Below are 15,630 nucleotides of genomic sequence, written 5' to 3'. Positions count from 1 at the left end.
CTTCTGCTCAGGTTTCTTCTGCTCAGGTTTCTTCTGCTCAGGTTTCTTCTGCTCAGGCTTTTTCTGTTCAGGTTTCTTCTGCTCAGGCTTTTTCTGCTCAGGTTTCTTCTGCTCAGGCTGTTTCTGCTCAGGTTTTTTCTGCTCAGGTTTTTTCTGCTCAGGTTGCTTTTGTCCAGTCTGTTTTGGTCCGGCTTTTTGCCTTGGCTTGTTGTCTACATCGATGTCATCGATGGGGCGTTTTTTGACCGCGCCTGATGGCACTTTTTGCTCTTTCTTGGCGGCCAGTTCAGCTACGCTGCCCAGCGGCCTGGACATTTTTTTGGCAATGATTCCATCGCTGTCGACCGTTTCATTGTTTTGAGGAGCCTTCTTGTTGGCTTGTTGTTTTGCCTGGTTTTTATTGACCGGTTGTTTGGGGCCTTTTTTCTGTTGCGGTTTTGGACCCTTGCCTGTCTGTTGTTGCCCCTGAGTTGGCTTGCCTTTGGCTTGTTGGTTTTGGCCTTGCTTACCCTTGTTTTGCTGTTGCCTGGGACCTTTGCCTTGTTGCTTGTTGTTTGCCTGGTTTTGCTTTTGCTGGCCAGCTTTTCTCTGCTGTTGTTTTTGCTGACCTCCACTTGTTTTGGATTGTTGCTTTTGCTGAGGCTTCTGTTTTTGTTTTTGTTGGTGTGGCTTTTGTTTACCGTGGGTTGGCTTTTTACGGCTTTGCTGTCGGTTTTTCTGTTGCCCACCTTTGGCTGGTTTTTTCTTTTTGGGCTTAGAGAACAGACTCTTGAACCACGAAGAAATCACCAGTGACACTGAGCGTTTTGGAGCCTGAATATCAGGTTTGACCATGCCCAATGCGGCTTTTTCTTTGGTCGGTGGTGGTGGATCCAGTGATACAGCCTTGTGACAATCTTCCGGTTTAACCAATGGGATGTCGTCGATGTTTATATTGGACTCATTGATGTTATAACGCTGAACATGGAAGTCCGGTGAAGACAGGTTTTCATTGGAAATCACTGACACTTCAACATGATGTCGCTGTTCAAGTTCTGAGAGTTCTGTGCGTTTTTCATTGAGGATCTTGTTGGTGATGTCAACTGGAGCCTGGATAACAATGCGGCCGGTTTTGGGCTTGATCATCTCCTCTTCAGTCAGTCGAATGATGGATATCACCAGAGAGTCCATAGAGCGGATGAATCCATGACCACCGCATGTGGGGCACGTAATCTGACTGGAGTCTGCAATCGAAGACCGCAATCTCTGTCGAGACATTTCCAATAATCCGAATTTTGATATTTTACCAATTTGCACCCGTGCCCGATCAGATTCAGCGGCTTGACGCATGCGGTTTTCCACTTCGCGTTGGTTTTTATTGATGCGCATGTCAATGAAATCAATCACTACCAAGCCACCCAGATCCCTGATTTTCAATTGTCTGGCAATCTCATCAGCGGCTTCCAGATTGGTGTGCAGTGCGGTGGTTTCGACGTCTACACCTTTGGTTGCTTTGGCTGAATTGATATCGATCGACAGCAGGGCTTCGGTCTGATCAATCACCACAGAACCACCAGAAGGAAGCTTCACTTCACGTTCGAATGCGGATTGTATCTGACGTTCGATCTGATACCGTGAAAACAGTGGAGTGGTGTCATTGTAGTAAGACAGTTTTTTCAGGTTATGTGGCATCACCTGTTGCATGAACTCACGGGCTTTTTCATATGAATCGCGATCATCAATCAGGATTTCACCGATGTCCGGTTGTAAGTAATCCCGCAATGCTCGGATGAACAAGTCACTTTCCTGATAAATGAAAAATGGACCTTTTTTCTGATCAGCGGCTTTTTGTATGGCTTCCCACACTTGTTGCAGGTAGTTAAAATCCCAATGTAATTCTTCAAACGTTCTGCCTAAGCCTGCTGTGCGAATGATGACGCCATCATTTTTAGGGATTTCCAGTCTGCGCATGATGTCTTGCAGATGGGCGCGTTTTTCACCGCGGATTTGTCTGGAAATGCCACCGGCCCGGTGATTGCCAGGCATATAAACCAGGTATCGGCCGGCCAGCGAAATGTATGTGCTCAGTGCAGCACCTTTGTTGCCACGTTCTTCCTTGTTGACCTGAACAATGATTTCATCACCTTCTTTCAGGGCTTCATTTATGGGCAGGCGGGCTTTGCCTCTTGGGGCCTGTTTGCAATAGGCCGGGCTGATTTCTTTATAGGGTAAAAAACCGTGTCTTTCAGAGCCGTAATTGACAAAACAGGCTTCAAGTGAGGGTTCTACGCGGGTGATTTTGGCTTTGTAGATGTTGCCTTTTTTGCGGTAATGACCCGCAGAGTCGATGTCCAAATCATACAGTCTTTGTCCATCTGCAATCGCCACACGAATTTCATCGGTGTGGGTTGCATTGATTAACATTCTTTTCATCTTGTTTCCTTTTAATTCAGGAACGATGAACCTTTTCAGCGATGCCAAATAGCATAATCATGTCTGTATAGCCCTTTTATCAGGGTGCTCAGCATGATGTCGATGGCGCAGACCTGTCTGTCATCTGGTTGCTCATGTAACAGTCAGTTCAGGCAGTTGCCGTGTGTTGGCTGACCTGAATTCTACTCGCGGTGTGTTGTTTCGCTTATCGTCGGTGTCTAAAACACCGGGTGTCATGTTATTTTCAGACTGAATTGGTTACTCGTTCCAATCAGTGAGTGTTCATCATCGGGTCCAATGATTCGGGGTTCCTGTCGCCTGGCGACTAATTCCTTGGAACTGAACTGCTTTAAATCGTATAATCAGGGAACATTTATTATCATGTTTCAACTGATTCTTTAATCAATAATGGCTCCTGGCCATTAATCGTCGTGGATTTTAACATTATTTTTGCGTTTTCACAGAATTATCTTTTAAAAACAATTTATTATGAGTAAAAAGCCCATTTTGGTGGTCACCGATAATGAATCAGGGCAACGGCTGGATAATTATTTGTTGAAGCACCGCAAACAGGTGGCCAAATCCAACTGGTACAAGCTCATTCGCAAGGGTCAGGTTCGTATCAACGGTAAACGGGCCAAACCGCTGTCTCGTTTGATCCCCGGTGATGAAGTGCGCATTCCTCCAGGTGTCTTTTTCATTGAGAAGAAAGTCACAAAGGTTCCTGATCGCCTCAAGCAGCAATTGCAGGCTTGTGTGGTATTTGAAAATGCCGATTTTCTGGTGCTTGATAAACCCGCCGGAATGCCGGTTCATGCTGGATCGGGACATGACTGTGGCGTGGTGGAAGCACTGACTGCAATGAAGGGTTTCGAAAACCTGCAGTTGGCTCATCGTCTGGACAAAGACACCAGCGGCTGTTTGTTGCTGGCCAAAAACCGCCAGGCTTTATTGGCTTTTCAGCAAGCCATGAAAGAACAACAGGTGAAAAAATCCTACCTTGCCTTATTGACGGGTGAATTCAATGAAGCGGTAACCGTGGAACAGCCATTGAATACCCATAACAGGGTCAATGGAATTCGCACCGTGGTGGTGGATCCATCCGGGCAACATGCGGTGACACATTTTGAACCCATCCAATCAGGTTGCGGTGTGAGTTTGGTGGCTTGTCGGATTGAAACCGGGCGGACTCACCAAATCAGGGTGCATGCCCAACACCTGGGATGTCCCGTTTTGGGTGATCGCCTTTATGGAAAAGCGGACAACAGATTTGAGCGGAAATTATTTTTGCATGCCTGTCGCTTGCGCTTTGCTGACCAGGATTTTCAGGCACCAGAGCCCTCTTTATTCAGGCAGGTCTTTCAACAGCTCAACAGCTAGCCTGTTAATCACTCAAAACCACTGATGAAAATTTCATCGATAAAAATGTATTCATAAGCACCCGCATCGCAGCCTGCTCCTTCTGGCCTGGGAGTGCCAATCTGGTCATTGGGAACCACTGTGCCGCAACCCACATTGCCAATCATGTCATCCACATAATTGTGCGCATCTGCGCCAGGTTCAAAGCTGTGGACCCTCAAGCCGGTGTCATTCAACGCAGCCAGTGGGTTCAGTGCCACACCCCATTCTGTCAGGTTGTTACCACCCACTAGATTGGCGCCAGAGTAATTGCCAATGATGCTGTTATTGACCACATTGTTGTTGGCCAATAAGACCAGATCCAAACCATTGGAGACGATCAAACTGGATTCAATGTTGATGTTTCCGTTGGCACCGACCTGATTGCCGATGATCTGGTTGCTGCCATTGTTGTTGAAAGCTGAGGTGACGTGCCTCAGGGTTATGTTCTGACCATTGCCTGAATTGATAAAAAAACCAGCACCGTCATCCGCTGATACATTGCCACTGATGGTGACGTTTTCCAGTAACACATCAGAGCCAAATGAACCAATCATGCCAATTCCGCCTCCTGAGACACCTGCCTGATTGTCGCTGATTTCCGTGTTTCTGACCGTACCACTGGCTGAGGCAAACCAAATACCCCCGCCATTGGTGCTGGTTTCATTGTCAATGATGCGCATGTTTTCAACCAGCACATCCCTCGAACCATTGAAGCGGATACCTGCGCCGTCTCCAGTGGCCAGTCCGTTGCTGATGGTAAAGCCTGACAGGCTGACGCGTTCTGAGGCGCCGGTAACGTCGATGACCCGGACTTGATCATTGCCCGAAACGGTGACCTGATCGCCACCAGGTCCGGCGATGGTCAGGTCGGTGTCATCAATGGTCAATTCACTGGACAGCATGATGATGCCCGTGAAGTCACGGTCAAATCGAACATTGCTGGCACCGGCTTCGGCCTGACCTGCCGCGATGGCATCACGCAATGTGCACGCGGCGGGTGTGCAGTTGTTGGTGCTGCTGTCACTGTTGGTATTCACTTCATAATAAAACATTGTCACAGAGGCTTCTGCAGAGCCCTGGCCTCCCGTGAAATTTTCCATGACGTACTTGAATTCGAACAAATCAGAAACCGAGCTGGATGAGGTGAATAAAACGTTGTTGTTATCTCCTGTGCCATTGACAGTGACGGTTCCGATGGCATTACTGAAGTTGGTGCCATTAGATAGACAATCCTGATCTGAAGCGTTGATGTCACACACTGCAACCACTTCTTTGTAATCATTTCCGGTGATACCAGAATCATCATTGCTGAGCACATCCATCAGTTCAGCACTGCTGTTGATGGCTGCTTCCATGTTAAAGTCGTTGTTGGTGAATGGCGTGTCTCCGGCGAACGACAAAGTGGCAATGAACAATGAACAAATCAAGAAAACTGAATGTTGGTTGTTGAATGATTTCATGGCGTTCCCAGGCTCAAAAAGCGAATGATTGTAACCCAATATGCAGCAACTTTCACCTGTCAGCAGGGTTCGATATCATGACTTGTGAACTATATAACTATTTTCCCGGGGTTTGTAAGATGACTGGCAATCAATAAAACCCATCAGCCATGAATCAAAAATTGACCCTGAGAGCCCTGTCGGTGATGTTGTTATGTTTGGTAATGAACAATACACTGGCGACTGATACGGCGAAACGCTTTGCAGCCCACATGGATTTTCTGGCTTCGGACCTGTTGCGAGGCAGGGACACCGGATCACCCGGTCATGAGGTGGCAGCGCAATACATTGCCACCGAATTTGCCAAGATGGGGATTGTCCCAGCCGGCGATGACGGCACATACCTGCAACGGATTGAATTCAAATCCACACTGCTGGATCTGACATCTCCTGAATTCAGTTACACGGATGGTGATGACGTGACACAACTTGAATTTTTGACCGAATTCACGGTGGGCGCCAACATCAATCGCACTTCATCAGCAGTCACCGGTGAACTGGTGTTTGCCGGTTTTGGCATTGATGCCCCTTTTCTTGAGTACAGTGATTTTGAAGGTATTGACCTGACTGGTAAAATCGCGGTGGTTCTGTCCGGGCGACCACAACACTTCCCCAGTGAGGAAGGAGCCCACTATTCACGGAAAGGGACTCAGGCTCTGGTGGATCGAGGGGCGGTTGGAATCATCACGGTTGTTACCCCGGTGAGTGAGCGTATTTTTCCATTCTCCAGGGCCAAAGAATACATCAGCAAACCCCGGATTCGCTGGGTCAATGAGTCAGGCGTTGTGCAGAATGGTTATCCGGAAATTCAGGGTTCAGCAGGGTTAAGCATGGCTGCTGCGAAGGAACTCTTTAGCCGCGCTGGTATGGATTTGCAGGCCATCTATGAGCAAATTGAAAATGGCCAGCAACCAGCAGGTCAGAACATGGGAATAACCGCCACCATCAGTTATCAATCAACCCATTCAAGTGTCACCAGCCCGAATGTGGTTGGGGTGCTGGAGGGTGCTGATCCGGTACTGAAAAATGAATACGTTTTACTCAGTGCACACACCGATCACATTGGGGTGGCTGAACACATTGAACTGGGTGACAAAATCAACAACGGTGCCATGGACAATGCAGCCGGTGTTTCAACATTGCTCGAAATGGCCCATCAGATCACTCAATCTGACCAGCGGCCCAGGCGTTCGATGTTGTTTGCCATGGTAACAGCAGAAGAAAAGGGCTTATTGGGTTCAGATTATTTTGCCCATAACCCGACGGTTCCCATTGACAGCATCGTGGCCAATGTGAATCTGGATATGCCGGTTTTAACCAATGCCTTTGATCAGTTGATTGGTTTTGGTGCGCAACACAGTTCCTTGTGGGGAGTGATTGAGCGGGCGGTGGCCACTGAAAACATGAAGCTGATTCCTGACCCCATGCCTGAGCAAGGGATTTTTGTCCGCAGTGACCAATACAGCTTTGTAAAGAAAGGCATCCCTGCGGTGTTTCTGGTGACCGCAGACAAGGCGGATATGATTTTTGACGAGCATGAAATTTCCAGTCAGGAGTTCATGATTGAACACTACCACAAGCCCAGTGACCAATTGGATTTACCCATTAATTATGATGTGGCTGCTCAATTTGTGGCCATCAATCGGGTGATTGCCACCGAAGTGGCCAACACCGATGAGCGACCACAATGGAATCAGGATTCATTCTTTGCCACCATTGATCAAGAGTGATCTTTTGCTGTGCTGAGCGCCAACATTTGCATTCACAAATCTCATCGGATAAGGTAATTACTGTTTGTGAGTTTGGAGGGGGGTGTGATGCGAGGTGTGTTGTTGTTGGTTTTTGTGTGTTTCAAATCACACGCTGGAGCCACCTTTGTGGGATGGGAAGTCAATGAAGTGTATACCAACCCTGCTGGAGATGTTCAGTACATCGAGCTGATTGCTGAACCCAATGCCAACCTCAACATCGGTGGTGGTGCCATACAAATTCTGTCAGATACCACTGTTGTGGATTTGGTCTTGCCCGGAGATTTTTACGAGCCAACCTATTTTCTGATTGCCAACCAAGGGTTCATTCAATCACCCGGTGGTATAGTGCCTGATTTATTGGTTCAGGGGGCATTGTTTGACCCCAATACCGGTGTGTTGAGCATTGGCCTGAATCAGGAAGTCTTTTTGTTGGATCCATTTGATTTCCCGGCGGATGACTTCTATTCGGTCAATGCCGATGCCAGCTTTGGTATTAATTCCCCAACCAACAATGAACTTGAGCAAGGCCAGCTGGCCGAGAATCCGATATTTGTTGGTACGTTTGAAGGTTGTCAGAACCCCATCACACAATACCGTGATGCCGATGAAGACACGTATGGAAACCTTTTTAATGCCGCATCATTTTGTCAGTTGAGAGCCGGGTATGTCCTCAATGCCACCGATTGTGATGACAATGACCCGGCCCGTTTTCCTGGTCAGGTTGACATACCTGACTTGTCATATGTAGACAGTAATTGTGATGGCATAGACGGCGATTTGGCAAACAGTGTGTTTGTGGCCCCTGGTGCCGAGGGTTCAGGCCTCACTTCAGCTGATCCGACTGGTGATCTGTATCTGGCACAGCAGTTGGCACAGGATAACAACAGGTCGTGGGTATTGATTTCAATAGGTCAATATGATTTTGGTACATTTGTTGATGGTGCAGATTTGATTCCTGGCATTCATTTGGCAGGCGCATACATCAATGACTTTGCAACCCGGACCGCAAGCCCAGCATTCCCAACGGTGTTGAGCACGCCATTTAATGGCGCAGAATTGGACATGGGCAGTCAACCTCAATACATCCAGCATGTGCGGTTTGTGGGTGCCAACAATGCCCCTGCCAGTGGCACGACTTATGGCTTAACGGTGCGCAATTCCATCGGAGTCATGTTGCAAGCTGTTGAACTGTTCCCCGGGCGAGGTGGACATGGTGTCAATGGGTTATTTGGCGCCAATGGCGCAAACGGTGGTTTTAGTGCCAACGGTGGTAATGGGGTGGAAAATGATGGCGGTGTGTGTGATGAAAACAGCGCGCCAACACGGGGTTCAGGAGGGTCCAGTTCTTGTGGAGTTGCCGGAGGGCGTGGTGGGTCTGCGGGGCTGGAAAATGGCAATGGTTCACCCGGTAGCCGGGGGCAAAACCTGGGTGCTTGGGGTGGTACAGGAGGTACCGGAAACGGCGGTCAGTCCACCAGACATGGCGGCAATGGAAGTCACGGTGATCCTGGGATTAATGGATTGTTTGGTGCAGGTGCCAATAACACGGTTCAGTTCATCAACTTTGAATACAAAATTTTTTCAGGCGCCGATGGTGCTGATGGAACCGCCGGAAAAGGTGGCGGCGGCGGCGGTGGTGGCGGCGGTGGTGCCTTCGCCTGTGACTCATACGGTGGCGCTGGCGGTGGCGGCGGTGGCGGCGGTTGTGGTGGTACAGGCGGAACCGGTGGTCAGGGTGGCGGAGCCAGTATTGCTCTGCGTTTGATCAATGCCGAGGTCAACCTGGAGCAAGTGGTGTTGATGACGACCGCAGCTGGAAACGGCGGCGGTGGCGGTGGCGGCGGTTTTCGCGGTTTGGGACGAGGCGGAGGGTCTGGTGGTGCTGAAGAAGATGATTCAGGACGTGGAGGTCGTGGTGGTGATGGTGGTCACGGTGGTGCTGGTGGACAAGGTGGTGGCGGTGCTGGTGGTGCCGTGATCGGTGTTGTCTGCCTGGACGGGGCCATGTATACAGCTGATCAAAATACGGTGTTTTCCATCAATGGAGCAGGTGCTGGTGGCACTGGCGGCGGTCAGGACGGCCAAACCATGATTGATTTTCAATGCCTGTGATAACTGGGTCTGTTCAGCCGGCTTGACGGTTTTTTTTGATGGTTGTTTTATCAGGCCAGGAGTGCCTCCAAATGCGTTTGAGTACCGCGCCATATTGCCTGAAGAATGAACCTGTGTTGTATGGTATGCCATGTTTCTGTGCCACTTTTTGCACCTCATCGGCCATGGCCACATAGCGATGAGCCGGAATGTCCGGAAACAGGTGGTGTTCAATTTGGCAACTCAAATGTCCGGTCATGATGTGGAACCAGCGAGGGCCTGTCAGGTTGGAAGAGCCCAGCATCTGCCGGTGATACCATTGACCTTTGCTTTCATTGACACATTCTTCTTCAGTGAATGTCTGCACATCTTCAGTGAAGTGGCCACAAAAGATAATGGTTGATGTCCACAGGTTGCGGATCAGGTTGGCGCCGAGGTTGGCCAACAGGACAGTGAAAAACATGGGTCCGGCCAGTAACGGGAAAAACACATAGTCTTTGAATATTTGTCTGCCTGCTTTGCTGAAGAACATGCGTTTCAGTTCGCCGTCTGACAAGGCGCTGGTGCGATTGGCTTTCTTCTTGCCGATGAACACCCGCTCTGCAGCCAGTTCGTGATAGGCCACGCCCCATTCAAACAGCAGGCTCAGATTGAGATAGGTGATGAATTGCCAGCTGTTTTTGGGTCGCCATTTGAGGTCGTCGCTCATGCGCAACAAGCCATAGCCAAAGTCTCTGTCCTTACCAATGATGTTGGTGTAAGTATGGTGTTCGTGGTTGTGGATGCGTTTCCATGATCCGGCATCACTGGCAATGTCCCATTCATATGTTCTGGAGTTGATGTTGGGGTCATTCATCCAGTCATATTGGCCATGCAGTACATTGTGGCCAATTTCCATGTTATCCAGAATCTTGGCAAATGCCAGTAACAGCATCCCCGCCAGCGGGAACCACAGGCTGAAAAAACAGCCAAACATCAGCACTCTGGCGGTGATCTCGGCAACCCGTTGAAGGCAAATGATGCGGCGGATGTAGCGGGCGTCATCGGCGCCACGTTGTTGCAGGGTATGGTCACGAATGGCCGATAAATCTGCTTCCAGTTGTGTAAAGTTGATGTTTTGGTTGTTCATTTTATAGTTCCAGGCTGACTTCGCCGATGGGAATGGACACGCACAGTTGGATATCCTCTGCACCGGTGTCTGACTGTTGGCCGGTCAGGGTGTTGATGACCAAGCCTTGTGACTTGCGACATTTGCATTGATGACAGACTCCCATGCGGCAACCGCTGACAGGATTCAGTTGAGCATGTTCAGCCAGTTCAAGCAATGTAGTGGGTGCCCCGCCCTGATAGTCCAGACTCATTCCGGCCTGATTGAAATGAACGGTGCCAGATTGGCTTTTCATCGTCGGATCAAGTGGTTTTGGGCCGAACAATTCATGGTGAATATCGCTGTCCTCCACACCCAGTTCAAGCAGCAGATCACGGCTGGTGTTGATCAGGCCGTAGGGGCCGCATAACCAGGCCGTGCGATCGGTTACATCAGGGCAAAGTTCAGATAATTGTTTGCGATTGATCATGCCTTTTTCAGCGGTGTCAATCAGGTTGACTTTGAGTCCGGGGAGCGCTGCGGCCATCAGTGGCCACTCTTCGGCAAATAATGGTGCTGTGGCTTGATTGTAGTAAATCAGGTGAATGTCCCGTTGGCTCTTCTGACAAGCCAGTTGCTGAATAAAACTGCGAAATGGCGTGATGCCGCTGCCACCGGCAATCAGCAGCATGGGGTAAGGTGTTGAGGGGAGGGTGAAGTCTCCAGCTGCAGCAGATAAGATGACCTGATCTCCTTTATTCAGGTGTTCAGCCAGCCAGCCAGTAACCAGACCGCCAGTTTGTTGACGGATTGTCAACTCCACCAGCCCGGTTTGTTTGCGGTATTCCGGTGCGGTGGACAAGCTGAATGTTCTTTGATAGCGGGTGCCATTGATTTCCACCTGCAATTGGATGTGTTGGCCTGCTTTGAACCCGGGCCATGATCGGGCAGGGCGCAGAACCAGTGAGAACACCAGGTCACTTTCCAGACGGTTGTCGATGACTGAAGCAGGATATCCGGTGGCCTGCCAGTTTGGTCTGAACTGTTGTATGACAGGTTCAAGCCAGGTTTTGAATGAGGATTGGTTGGTCAGTGATCTGGCAAACCAGTGGGTACTTTTGGTCATTGTTCAGCCTTTGGTGTTCAGCGTACAAGTGTACTCTTAAAAAGAGTAAAGGCAAGTTAAATCAGCGCCAATAAATGATAAAAATACATTAATTAACTGTTTTGTAACGTAAATTTAATGATGTTGTGACTTTTTGATGTGGTGAACAGTTGTTTTTTTTATGAGGTTAGTTCTCAAGCAGTCAAGGTGCTTTTTGTTGTAAAGCGGCGGCACCGGCTGCGATGTATCTGAGTTGTTGAATGGCGCGCTCTTCCAGTTCCTGGCGTTGGTGGGGTTTGCTGGCTATTGATTCTGCACCGGCGTTAAAAATCACCGCAACCATGGCTTCAGCCTGAGCGTATGCGGCGGCATGGTCAAAACCATTGTTTTGAATGTAATCAGTCAGTTCAACCACGAAGTATTGAATTTCCCGGGCCACTGCATCGCGCAGTGCCCGGGTGGTGCCTGATCGCTCATGGAATAATATGCGAAAAATATTTGGGTGAGAACTGGTGAATTCCATAAATGTTTTTACTGAGGTGGCTATCACACTGCCTTTTTTCTTCAGTCGTTGTCTGGCTTTGCGCATGACCTGCCTGAGTGCCAAGCCTGATTCATCAACCAGCGTCAGGCCCAACTCTTCCATGTCTTTGAAATGGCGGTAAAAGGAAGTTGGGGCAATTCCGGCTTGCCGGGCCACTTCTCTGAGGCTAAGGCTGGCAAAACTTTGACTTTCGCTGAGCTGACCAATGGCGGCTTCAATGATGGCCCGTCGGGTGCGTTCTTTTTGTTGTGAGCGGCTTTGAGTCAAAACAGTCATGCATGAAAAAATGTATCCAACAGTTTAACGGACTCAGCAAAGAATGCAAAGTATGTGGTTAATGAGTGATGGTGCTCAGTGACAACAGCAGACGTTTGAAATGGAGGACCTGAAACAGCTTGTAGATTCAGAAAACAGCTGAAAAATGTGAACCACTTAACATTTTGATTGCAGAAGTGGTAACACAATAGCAAATGAATTGTGCAACCAGGTGCTGAAACAGCATGCATTGTTCAAAGAGCCCGGCGGTGTCAAATAAAAAAATACAACAATACACTGCTGAGATTGGTTAAAACCCGGTTTTAATCAATGGAGTGAAGCATTACCCACATCAAATCACGTGCGTGCACGTAGTCAGACGCTGAAGGTGGCTTACCATCAGCCCAGGTAATCGCGTCCCAGGGTGGGACCCGGACTGTGTTTTAACCTTCCCAAATATAATTAAAGAGAGGAAGTAAACATGAAATTCAAGAAAACACTGACCACCATGGGCGTGGTCGCGGGCACATTAATCAGCGGCCTTGGTATGGCACAGACCAATTTGTTTCAGCCAGAAGCCAGAACCACAGAGGGTTTGTACGATTCATCACCTGTGATACAGGCATTGAGCCGGAATGACAGCGTTGAGTCAATTGAGACCATTGGTCTTAATTTACAGGCTTTGGCAGTTGAGAACGATGCCCTGGTGTTAAACTTTGCCAATGACCTGAATCTGCAAGCCAGACAAATAAATACCTTTGTGGTTGATGATGAATCATATGCCTGGGTTGGCGACATTGATCTGGGATTGCGTAAAATGGCCAGCAGTGCTGTGATCGATGAAAACGCCATCAACCCTAACCAGGCTGTGTTCATGATCCATGGTAAGCGGGTCTTTGGTCAAATTCTGGTCGAAGGTTTGGTTTATGAAGTCAGAACCCTGGAGCAGGGTGATGGGTATGTGTTGGTCAAAAGAGACTTTTCCAACTTGAGTCACAAGGACGACACGCCAAAGCATGAGTCTAAATCACCAGCCAATCTGGCGGCACCTGCCAATACAGAGGCAAGCAATGTGATTGATGTCATTCAATTGATCACTGATCAGGCCATCAATGATGCGGGTGGCGTAGCCGCTGCGGTTGATGCCATGCGGTTTTTCATCACCCAATCCAATCAGGTTTACAGCAACAATCAGCTGGACCTGGAAATGCGCAATGCCGGTTTATACCGGGCTGGCGCAGAGTTAAACACCAGTTCTTCGAACATGTTATCGCGATTGCGTCGCACCAACGATGGCTATCTGGATAATGTGCCGGGTTCTCTGAGGAATCAAACCAATGCTGATCTGGTGGTGCTGGTTACCACCACATTGCGAAACAAAGGTTTGTGTGGTCAGGCAGATGCCATTGGAGCCACCGCGGGCCGGGCTTTTTTCCTGGTGGATCACGACTGTACCGATTACACCTTTGTGCATGAGGCTGGCCACTTGTTTGGGGCCCGTCATGACAATGACCCCACAGGAACACCTTACAGCTTCGGCCGCGGGTTTGTCAGTTCACCAGGCAATTTCCGCACAGTGATGGCAGTCAGTTCAAACCCACAACCCCGAATTGCGGGCTTTTCCAACCCCAATCAAACCTTTGGCGGTCGTGCCATAGGCACCTCCAGCCGAAACAATACCCGGGTGCATGAGTTGCGTGCCGCTTATGTGGCTGGTTTCCGGTAAAACTGAATAACCTGGATTCAGGATAACAACAGTTGTGACACTGTGGCCCCCGGGTTGAGTAAGCCTGGGGGTTTTTTGTTCTCAGTCATTCAAAAGTCAGCATGCAGTGTTGCTTTGGGTGTAAATCGGTTAAAATGTGTGGCTTTTCATTTGACCGTTCTCCTATGTCAATTCATAACCACCACAGCTCATATCCCTCAGGCCATATTGAATATTTGGAGATTGAATCCGGCTTGTTAAAGGACAACCCTCTGGGCGACCCGCATGTGCGACACGTACCGGTTTATTTACCTCCCGATTATGATTCATCACAATCCTATCCGGTGATGTATTACCTGGCGGCATACACCAACAGTGGTCAAGGCGTGGTGGGCTGGCGGAATTTTGGAGAAAGCATTCCAGAACGCCTAAATCGCCTGATCGCAGAAGGTCAACTGGGACCGGTGATCATGGTGTTCCCGGAATGCTTCACCCGCTTGGGTGGTAACCAATACCTGGATGCCCCTGGCATGGGTCAGTATGCCAGCCACATACATGAAGAGTTGATTCCCCTGGTGGAGCGGTCCTATGCCGTCAAACCTGGAGCAACCCATCGAGCGGTGTTGGGCAAGTCCTCTGGAGGGTTTGCAGCCATTCGTTTTGCCATGGACTTTCCTGGGCAGTGGGGTGCCATTGCCAATCACTCTGGCGATGCAGGGTTTGATTTGCTGTACAAACGGGACTTCCCTGCAGTGGCTGATGTATTGGCACAGTTTGATGGTGATGTAAAAAAACTGGTTAAGCGCTTTTGGAAAGCCAAAAAAATCATGGGCTCTCACATCCTGGCACTGATGCATGTTTGCATGGCAGCCACTTATGATGAAAGCAATGTGGCCGAATGGGTGTTGCCATTTGATCTACAATCCTGTGAATTGGATGAGACCCGTTGGCAGCGCTGGCTGGCTCATGATCCGGTCAACCGGGTGTCCCAATCGAAAAGCGCTCTGCAACAACTCAATGGCCTTTACATGGATTGCGGCTTTCGAGATCAGTATTTCATACATTACGGTATGCGGCAGTTGGCAAAAAAACTTGAAAAAGCCGGCATCGAACACATTTACACTGAGTTTAATGGCACCCATTCAGGCATTGATTACCGGTTGGATGAGTCCTTACCCTTTCTATACGAGAACATACAATGATTAAAGTCACTGAATCGGCCATTGAGTTTTTGGCCGGCGTCATCAATGAACAGGACATCGAGTCCTTGCACCTGAAGGTCGATGTACAGAATCCAGGCACCCCTTCTGCCGATTGTCATCTGGGCTTTTGTGAGGCCAGCGAGATCGATGACAGTTACCTGATGCAGGATTTGGGGCCATTTAATCTGTATCTGGCTAAGAATGATGAAGCCTGGTTTGAAGCGGCGGAGATTGATTATGAGGTTCAGGGTGCCAGTGGTCAGTTGAACATCAAAGCACCCATGCTCAAAGGGCAGGCACCGGATGACGATGCCCCTTTATTTGACAGGCTGTCTTACTTCATTGAAGCCACCATCAATCCGATGCTGGCCTCACATGGAGGACATGCTGCGCTGACAGCCATCGAAGAAGACAAGGCATACATTCAGTTTGGTGGTGGTTGCCAGGGTTGTGGTATGGCCAAACAAACCTTGTCACAAGGCATGCAAAGTCAGATCACCAGTGCATTTACTGAAATCAATCAAGTGCTTGATGCCACTGATCACGCCTCGGGTGAAAACCCTTATTACTGATGGGAC

General features: G+C 49.1%; 11 protein-coding genes. 6 read left to right on the top strand and 5 right to left on the bottom strand.

Annotated features, from left to right (window positions below; genetic code table 11):
* Positions 1-2,403, bottom strand: a 2,403-nt coding sequence (locus tag B0475_RS17830) for an Rne/Rng family ribonuclease (RefSeq protein WP_456298902.1), incomplete at its 3' end; no start/stop codon positions are given.
* A 498-nt stretch (positions 2,404-2,901) separates the two neighbouring features.
* Here B0475_RS17830 and B0475_RS13880 point away from each other — a divergent pair.
* Positions 2,902-3,792 carry an RluA family pseudouridine synthase gene (locus B0475_RS13880; RefSeq protein WP_077412478.1) on the top strand — a complete coding sequence of 297 codons (891 nt, stop codon included), beginning with the start codon at positions 2,902-2,904 and terminating at the stop codon, positions 3,790-3,792.
* Positions 3,793-3,800: 8 nt separating this feature from the next.
* Here B0475_RS13880 and B0475_RS13875 read toward each other — a convergent pair whose 3' ends face one another.
* On the bottom strand, positions 3,801-5,273 hold the full coding sequence (locus tag B0475_RS13875; RefSeq protein ID WP_077412477.1) for a choice-of-anchor Q domain-containing protein: 1,473 nt from the start codon (positions 5,271-5,273) through the stop codon (positions 3,801-3,803).
* A 149-nt stretch (positions 5,274-5,422) separates the two neighbouring features.
* Between B0475_RS13875 and B0475_RS13870 the strand changes: the two genes are divergently transcribed.
* Both B0475_RS13870 and B0475_RS17515 read left to right on the top strand, forming a co-directional pair.
* Positions 5,423-7,042 carry a M28 family metallopeptidase gene (locus B0475_RS13870; protein ID WP_077412476.1) on the top strand — a complete coding sequence of 540 codons (1,620 nt, stop codon included), beginning with the start codon at positions 5,423-5,425 and terminating at the stop codon, positions 7,040-7,042.
* Between the two features lie 87 nt (positions 7,043-7,129).
* Positions 7,130-9,175, top strand: coding sequence for a putative metal-binding motif-containing protein (locus tag B0475_RS17515; protein ID WP_109862403.1), 2,046 nt, complete (start codon positions 7,130-7,132; stop codon positions 9,173-9,175).
* 13 nt (positions 9,176-9,188) lie between these two features.
* Here the strand turns inward: B0475_RS17515 and B0475_RS13860 are convergent, their stop codons facing one another.
* From B0475_RS13860 to fabR, 3 genes are all read right to left on the bottom strand, one after another.
* On the bottom strand, positions 9,189-10,283 hold the full coding sequence (locus B0475_RS13860; RefSeq protein ID WP_077412475.1) for a fatty acid desaturase family protein: 1,095 nt from the start codon (positions 10,281-10,283) through the stop codon (positions 9,189-9,191).
* A 1-nt stretch (position 10,284) separates the two neighbouring features.
* On the bottom strand, positions 10,285-11,367 hold the full coding sequence (locus B0475_RS13855) for a flavin reductase family protein (protein WP_077412474.1): 1,083 nt from the start codon (positions 11,365-11,367) through the stop codon (positions 10,285-10,287).
* Between the two features lie 181 nt (positions 11,368-11,548).
* Positions 11,549-12,166 (bottom strand): HTH-type transcriptional repressor FabR, encoded by a 618-nt coding sequence (fabR, locus tag B0475_RS13850; protein WP_077412473.1) that lies wholly within the window; start codon positions 12,164-12,166, stop codon positions 11,549-11,551.
* A 460-nt stretch (positions 12,167-12,626) separates the two neighbouring features.
* Between fabR and B0475_RS13845 the strand changes: the two genes are divergently transcribed.
* The 3 genes from B0475_RS13845 to B0475_RS13835 all read left to right on the top strand — a co-directional run bounded on the left by B0475_RS13845 (position 12,627) and on the right by B0475_RS13835 (position 15,624).
* Positions 12,627-13,871, top strand: coding sequence for a M12 family metallo-peptidase (locus tag B0475_RS13845; RefSeq protein WP_077412472.1), 1,245 nt, complete (start codon positions 12,627-12,629; stop codon positions 13,869-13,871).
* Positions 13,872-14,086: 215 nt separating this feature from the next.
* Positions 14,087-15,052, top strand: a complete 966-nt coding sequence (locus tag B0475_RS13840; RefSeq protein WP_198538299.1) for an alpha/beta hydrolase — start codon at positions 14,087-14,089, stop codon at positions 15,050-15,052.
* Positions 15,049-15,624, top strand: a complete 576-nt coding sequence (locus tag B0475_RS13835) for a NifU family protein (protein ID WP_077412470.1) — start codon at positions 15,049-15,051, stop codon at positions 15,622-15,624. Before B0475_RS13840 ends, B0475_RS13835 begins: the two co-directional genes overlap by 4 nt.
* The last annotated feature ends 6 nt before the right edge of the window (positions 15,625-15,630 follow it).

The sequence above is a fragment of the Marinicella sediminis genome, from assembly GCF_002000055.1.
In the GTDB taxonomy this organism is placed as follows: Bacteria; Pseudomonadota; Gammaproteobacteria; order Xanthomonadales; family Marinicellaceae; genus Marinicella; species Marinicella sediminis.
Note: the sequence above shows the minus strand (reverse complement) of the source record. Positions and strands in the feature narration are given on the sequence as shown.

Excerpts from the sequence above, each read along its gene's own strand:
- B0475_RS13860 (WP_077412475.1), bottom strand. The coding sequence starts at position 10,283 with ATGAACAACCAAAACATCAACTTTACACAACTGGAAGCAGATTTATCG.
- B0475_RS13870 (WP_077412476.1), top strand. The coding sequence starts at position 5,423 with ATGAATCAAAAATTGACCCTGAGAGCCCTGTCGGTGATGTTGTTATGT.
- B0475_RS13835 (WP_077412470.1), top strand. The coding sequence starts at position 15,049 with ATGATTAAAGTCACTGAATCGGCCATTGAGTTTTTGGCCGGCGTCATC.
- B0475_RS13855 (WP_077412474.1), bottom strand. The coding sequence starts at position 11,367 with ATGACCAAAAGTACCCACTGGTTTGCCAGATCACTGACCAACCAATCC.
- B0475_RS13875 (WP_077412477.1), bottom strand. The coding sequence starts at position 5,273 with ATGAAATCATTCAACAACCAACATTCAGTTTTCTTGATTTGTTCATTG.
- B0475_RS13845 (WP_077412472.1), top strand. The coding sequence starts at position 12,627 with ATGAAATTCAAGAAAACACTGACCACCATGGGCGTGGTCGCGGGCACA.
- B0475_RS17515 (WP_109862403.1), top strand. The coding sequence starts at position 7,130 with ATGCGAGGTGTGTTGTTGTTGGTTTTTGTGTGTTTCAAATCACACGCT.
- B0475_RS13880 (WP_077412478.1), top strand. The coding sequence starts at position 2,902 with ATGAGTAAAAAGCCCATTTTGGTGGTCACCGATAATGAATCAGGGCAA.
- fabR (WP_077412473.1), bottom strand. The coding sequence starts at position 12,166 with ATGACTGTTTTGACTCAAAGCCGCTCACAACAAAAAGAACGCACCCGA.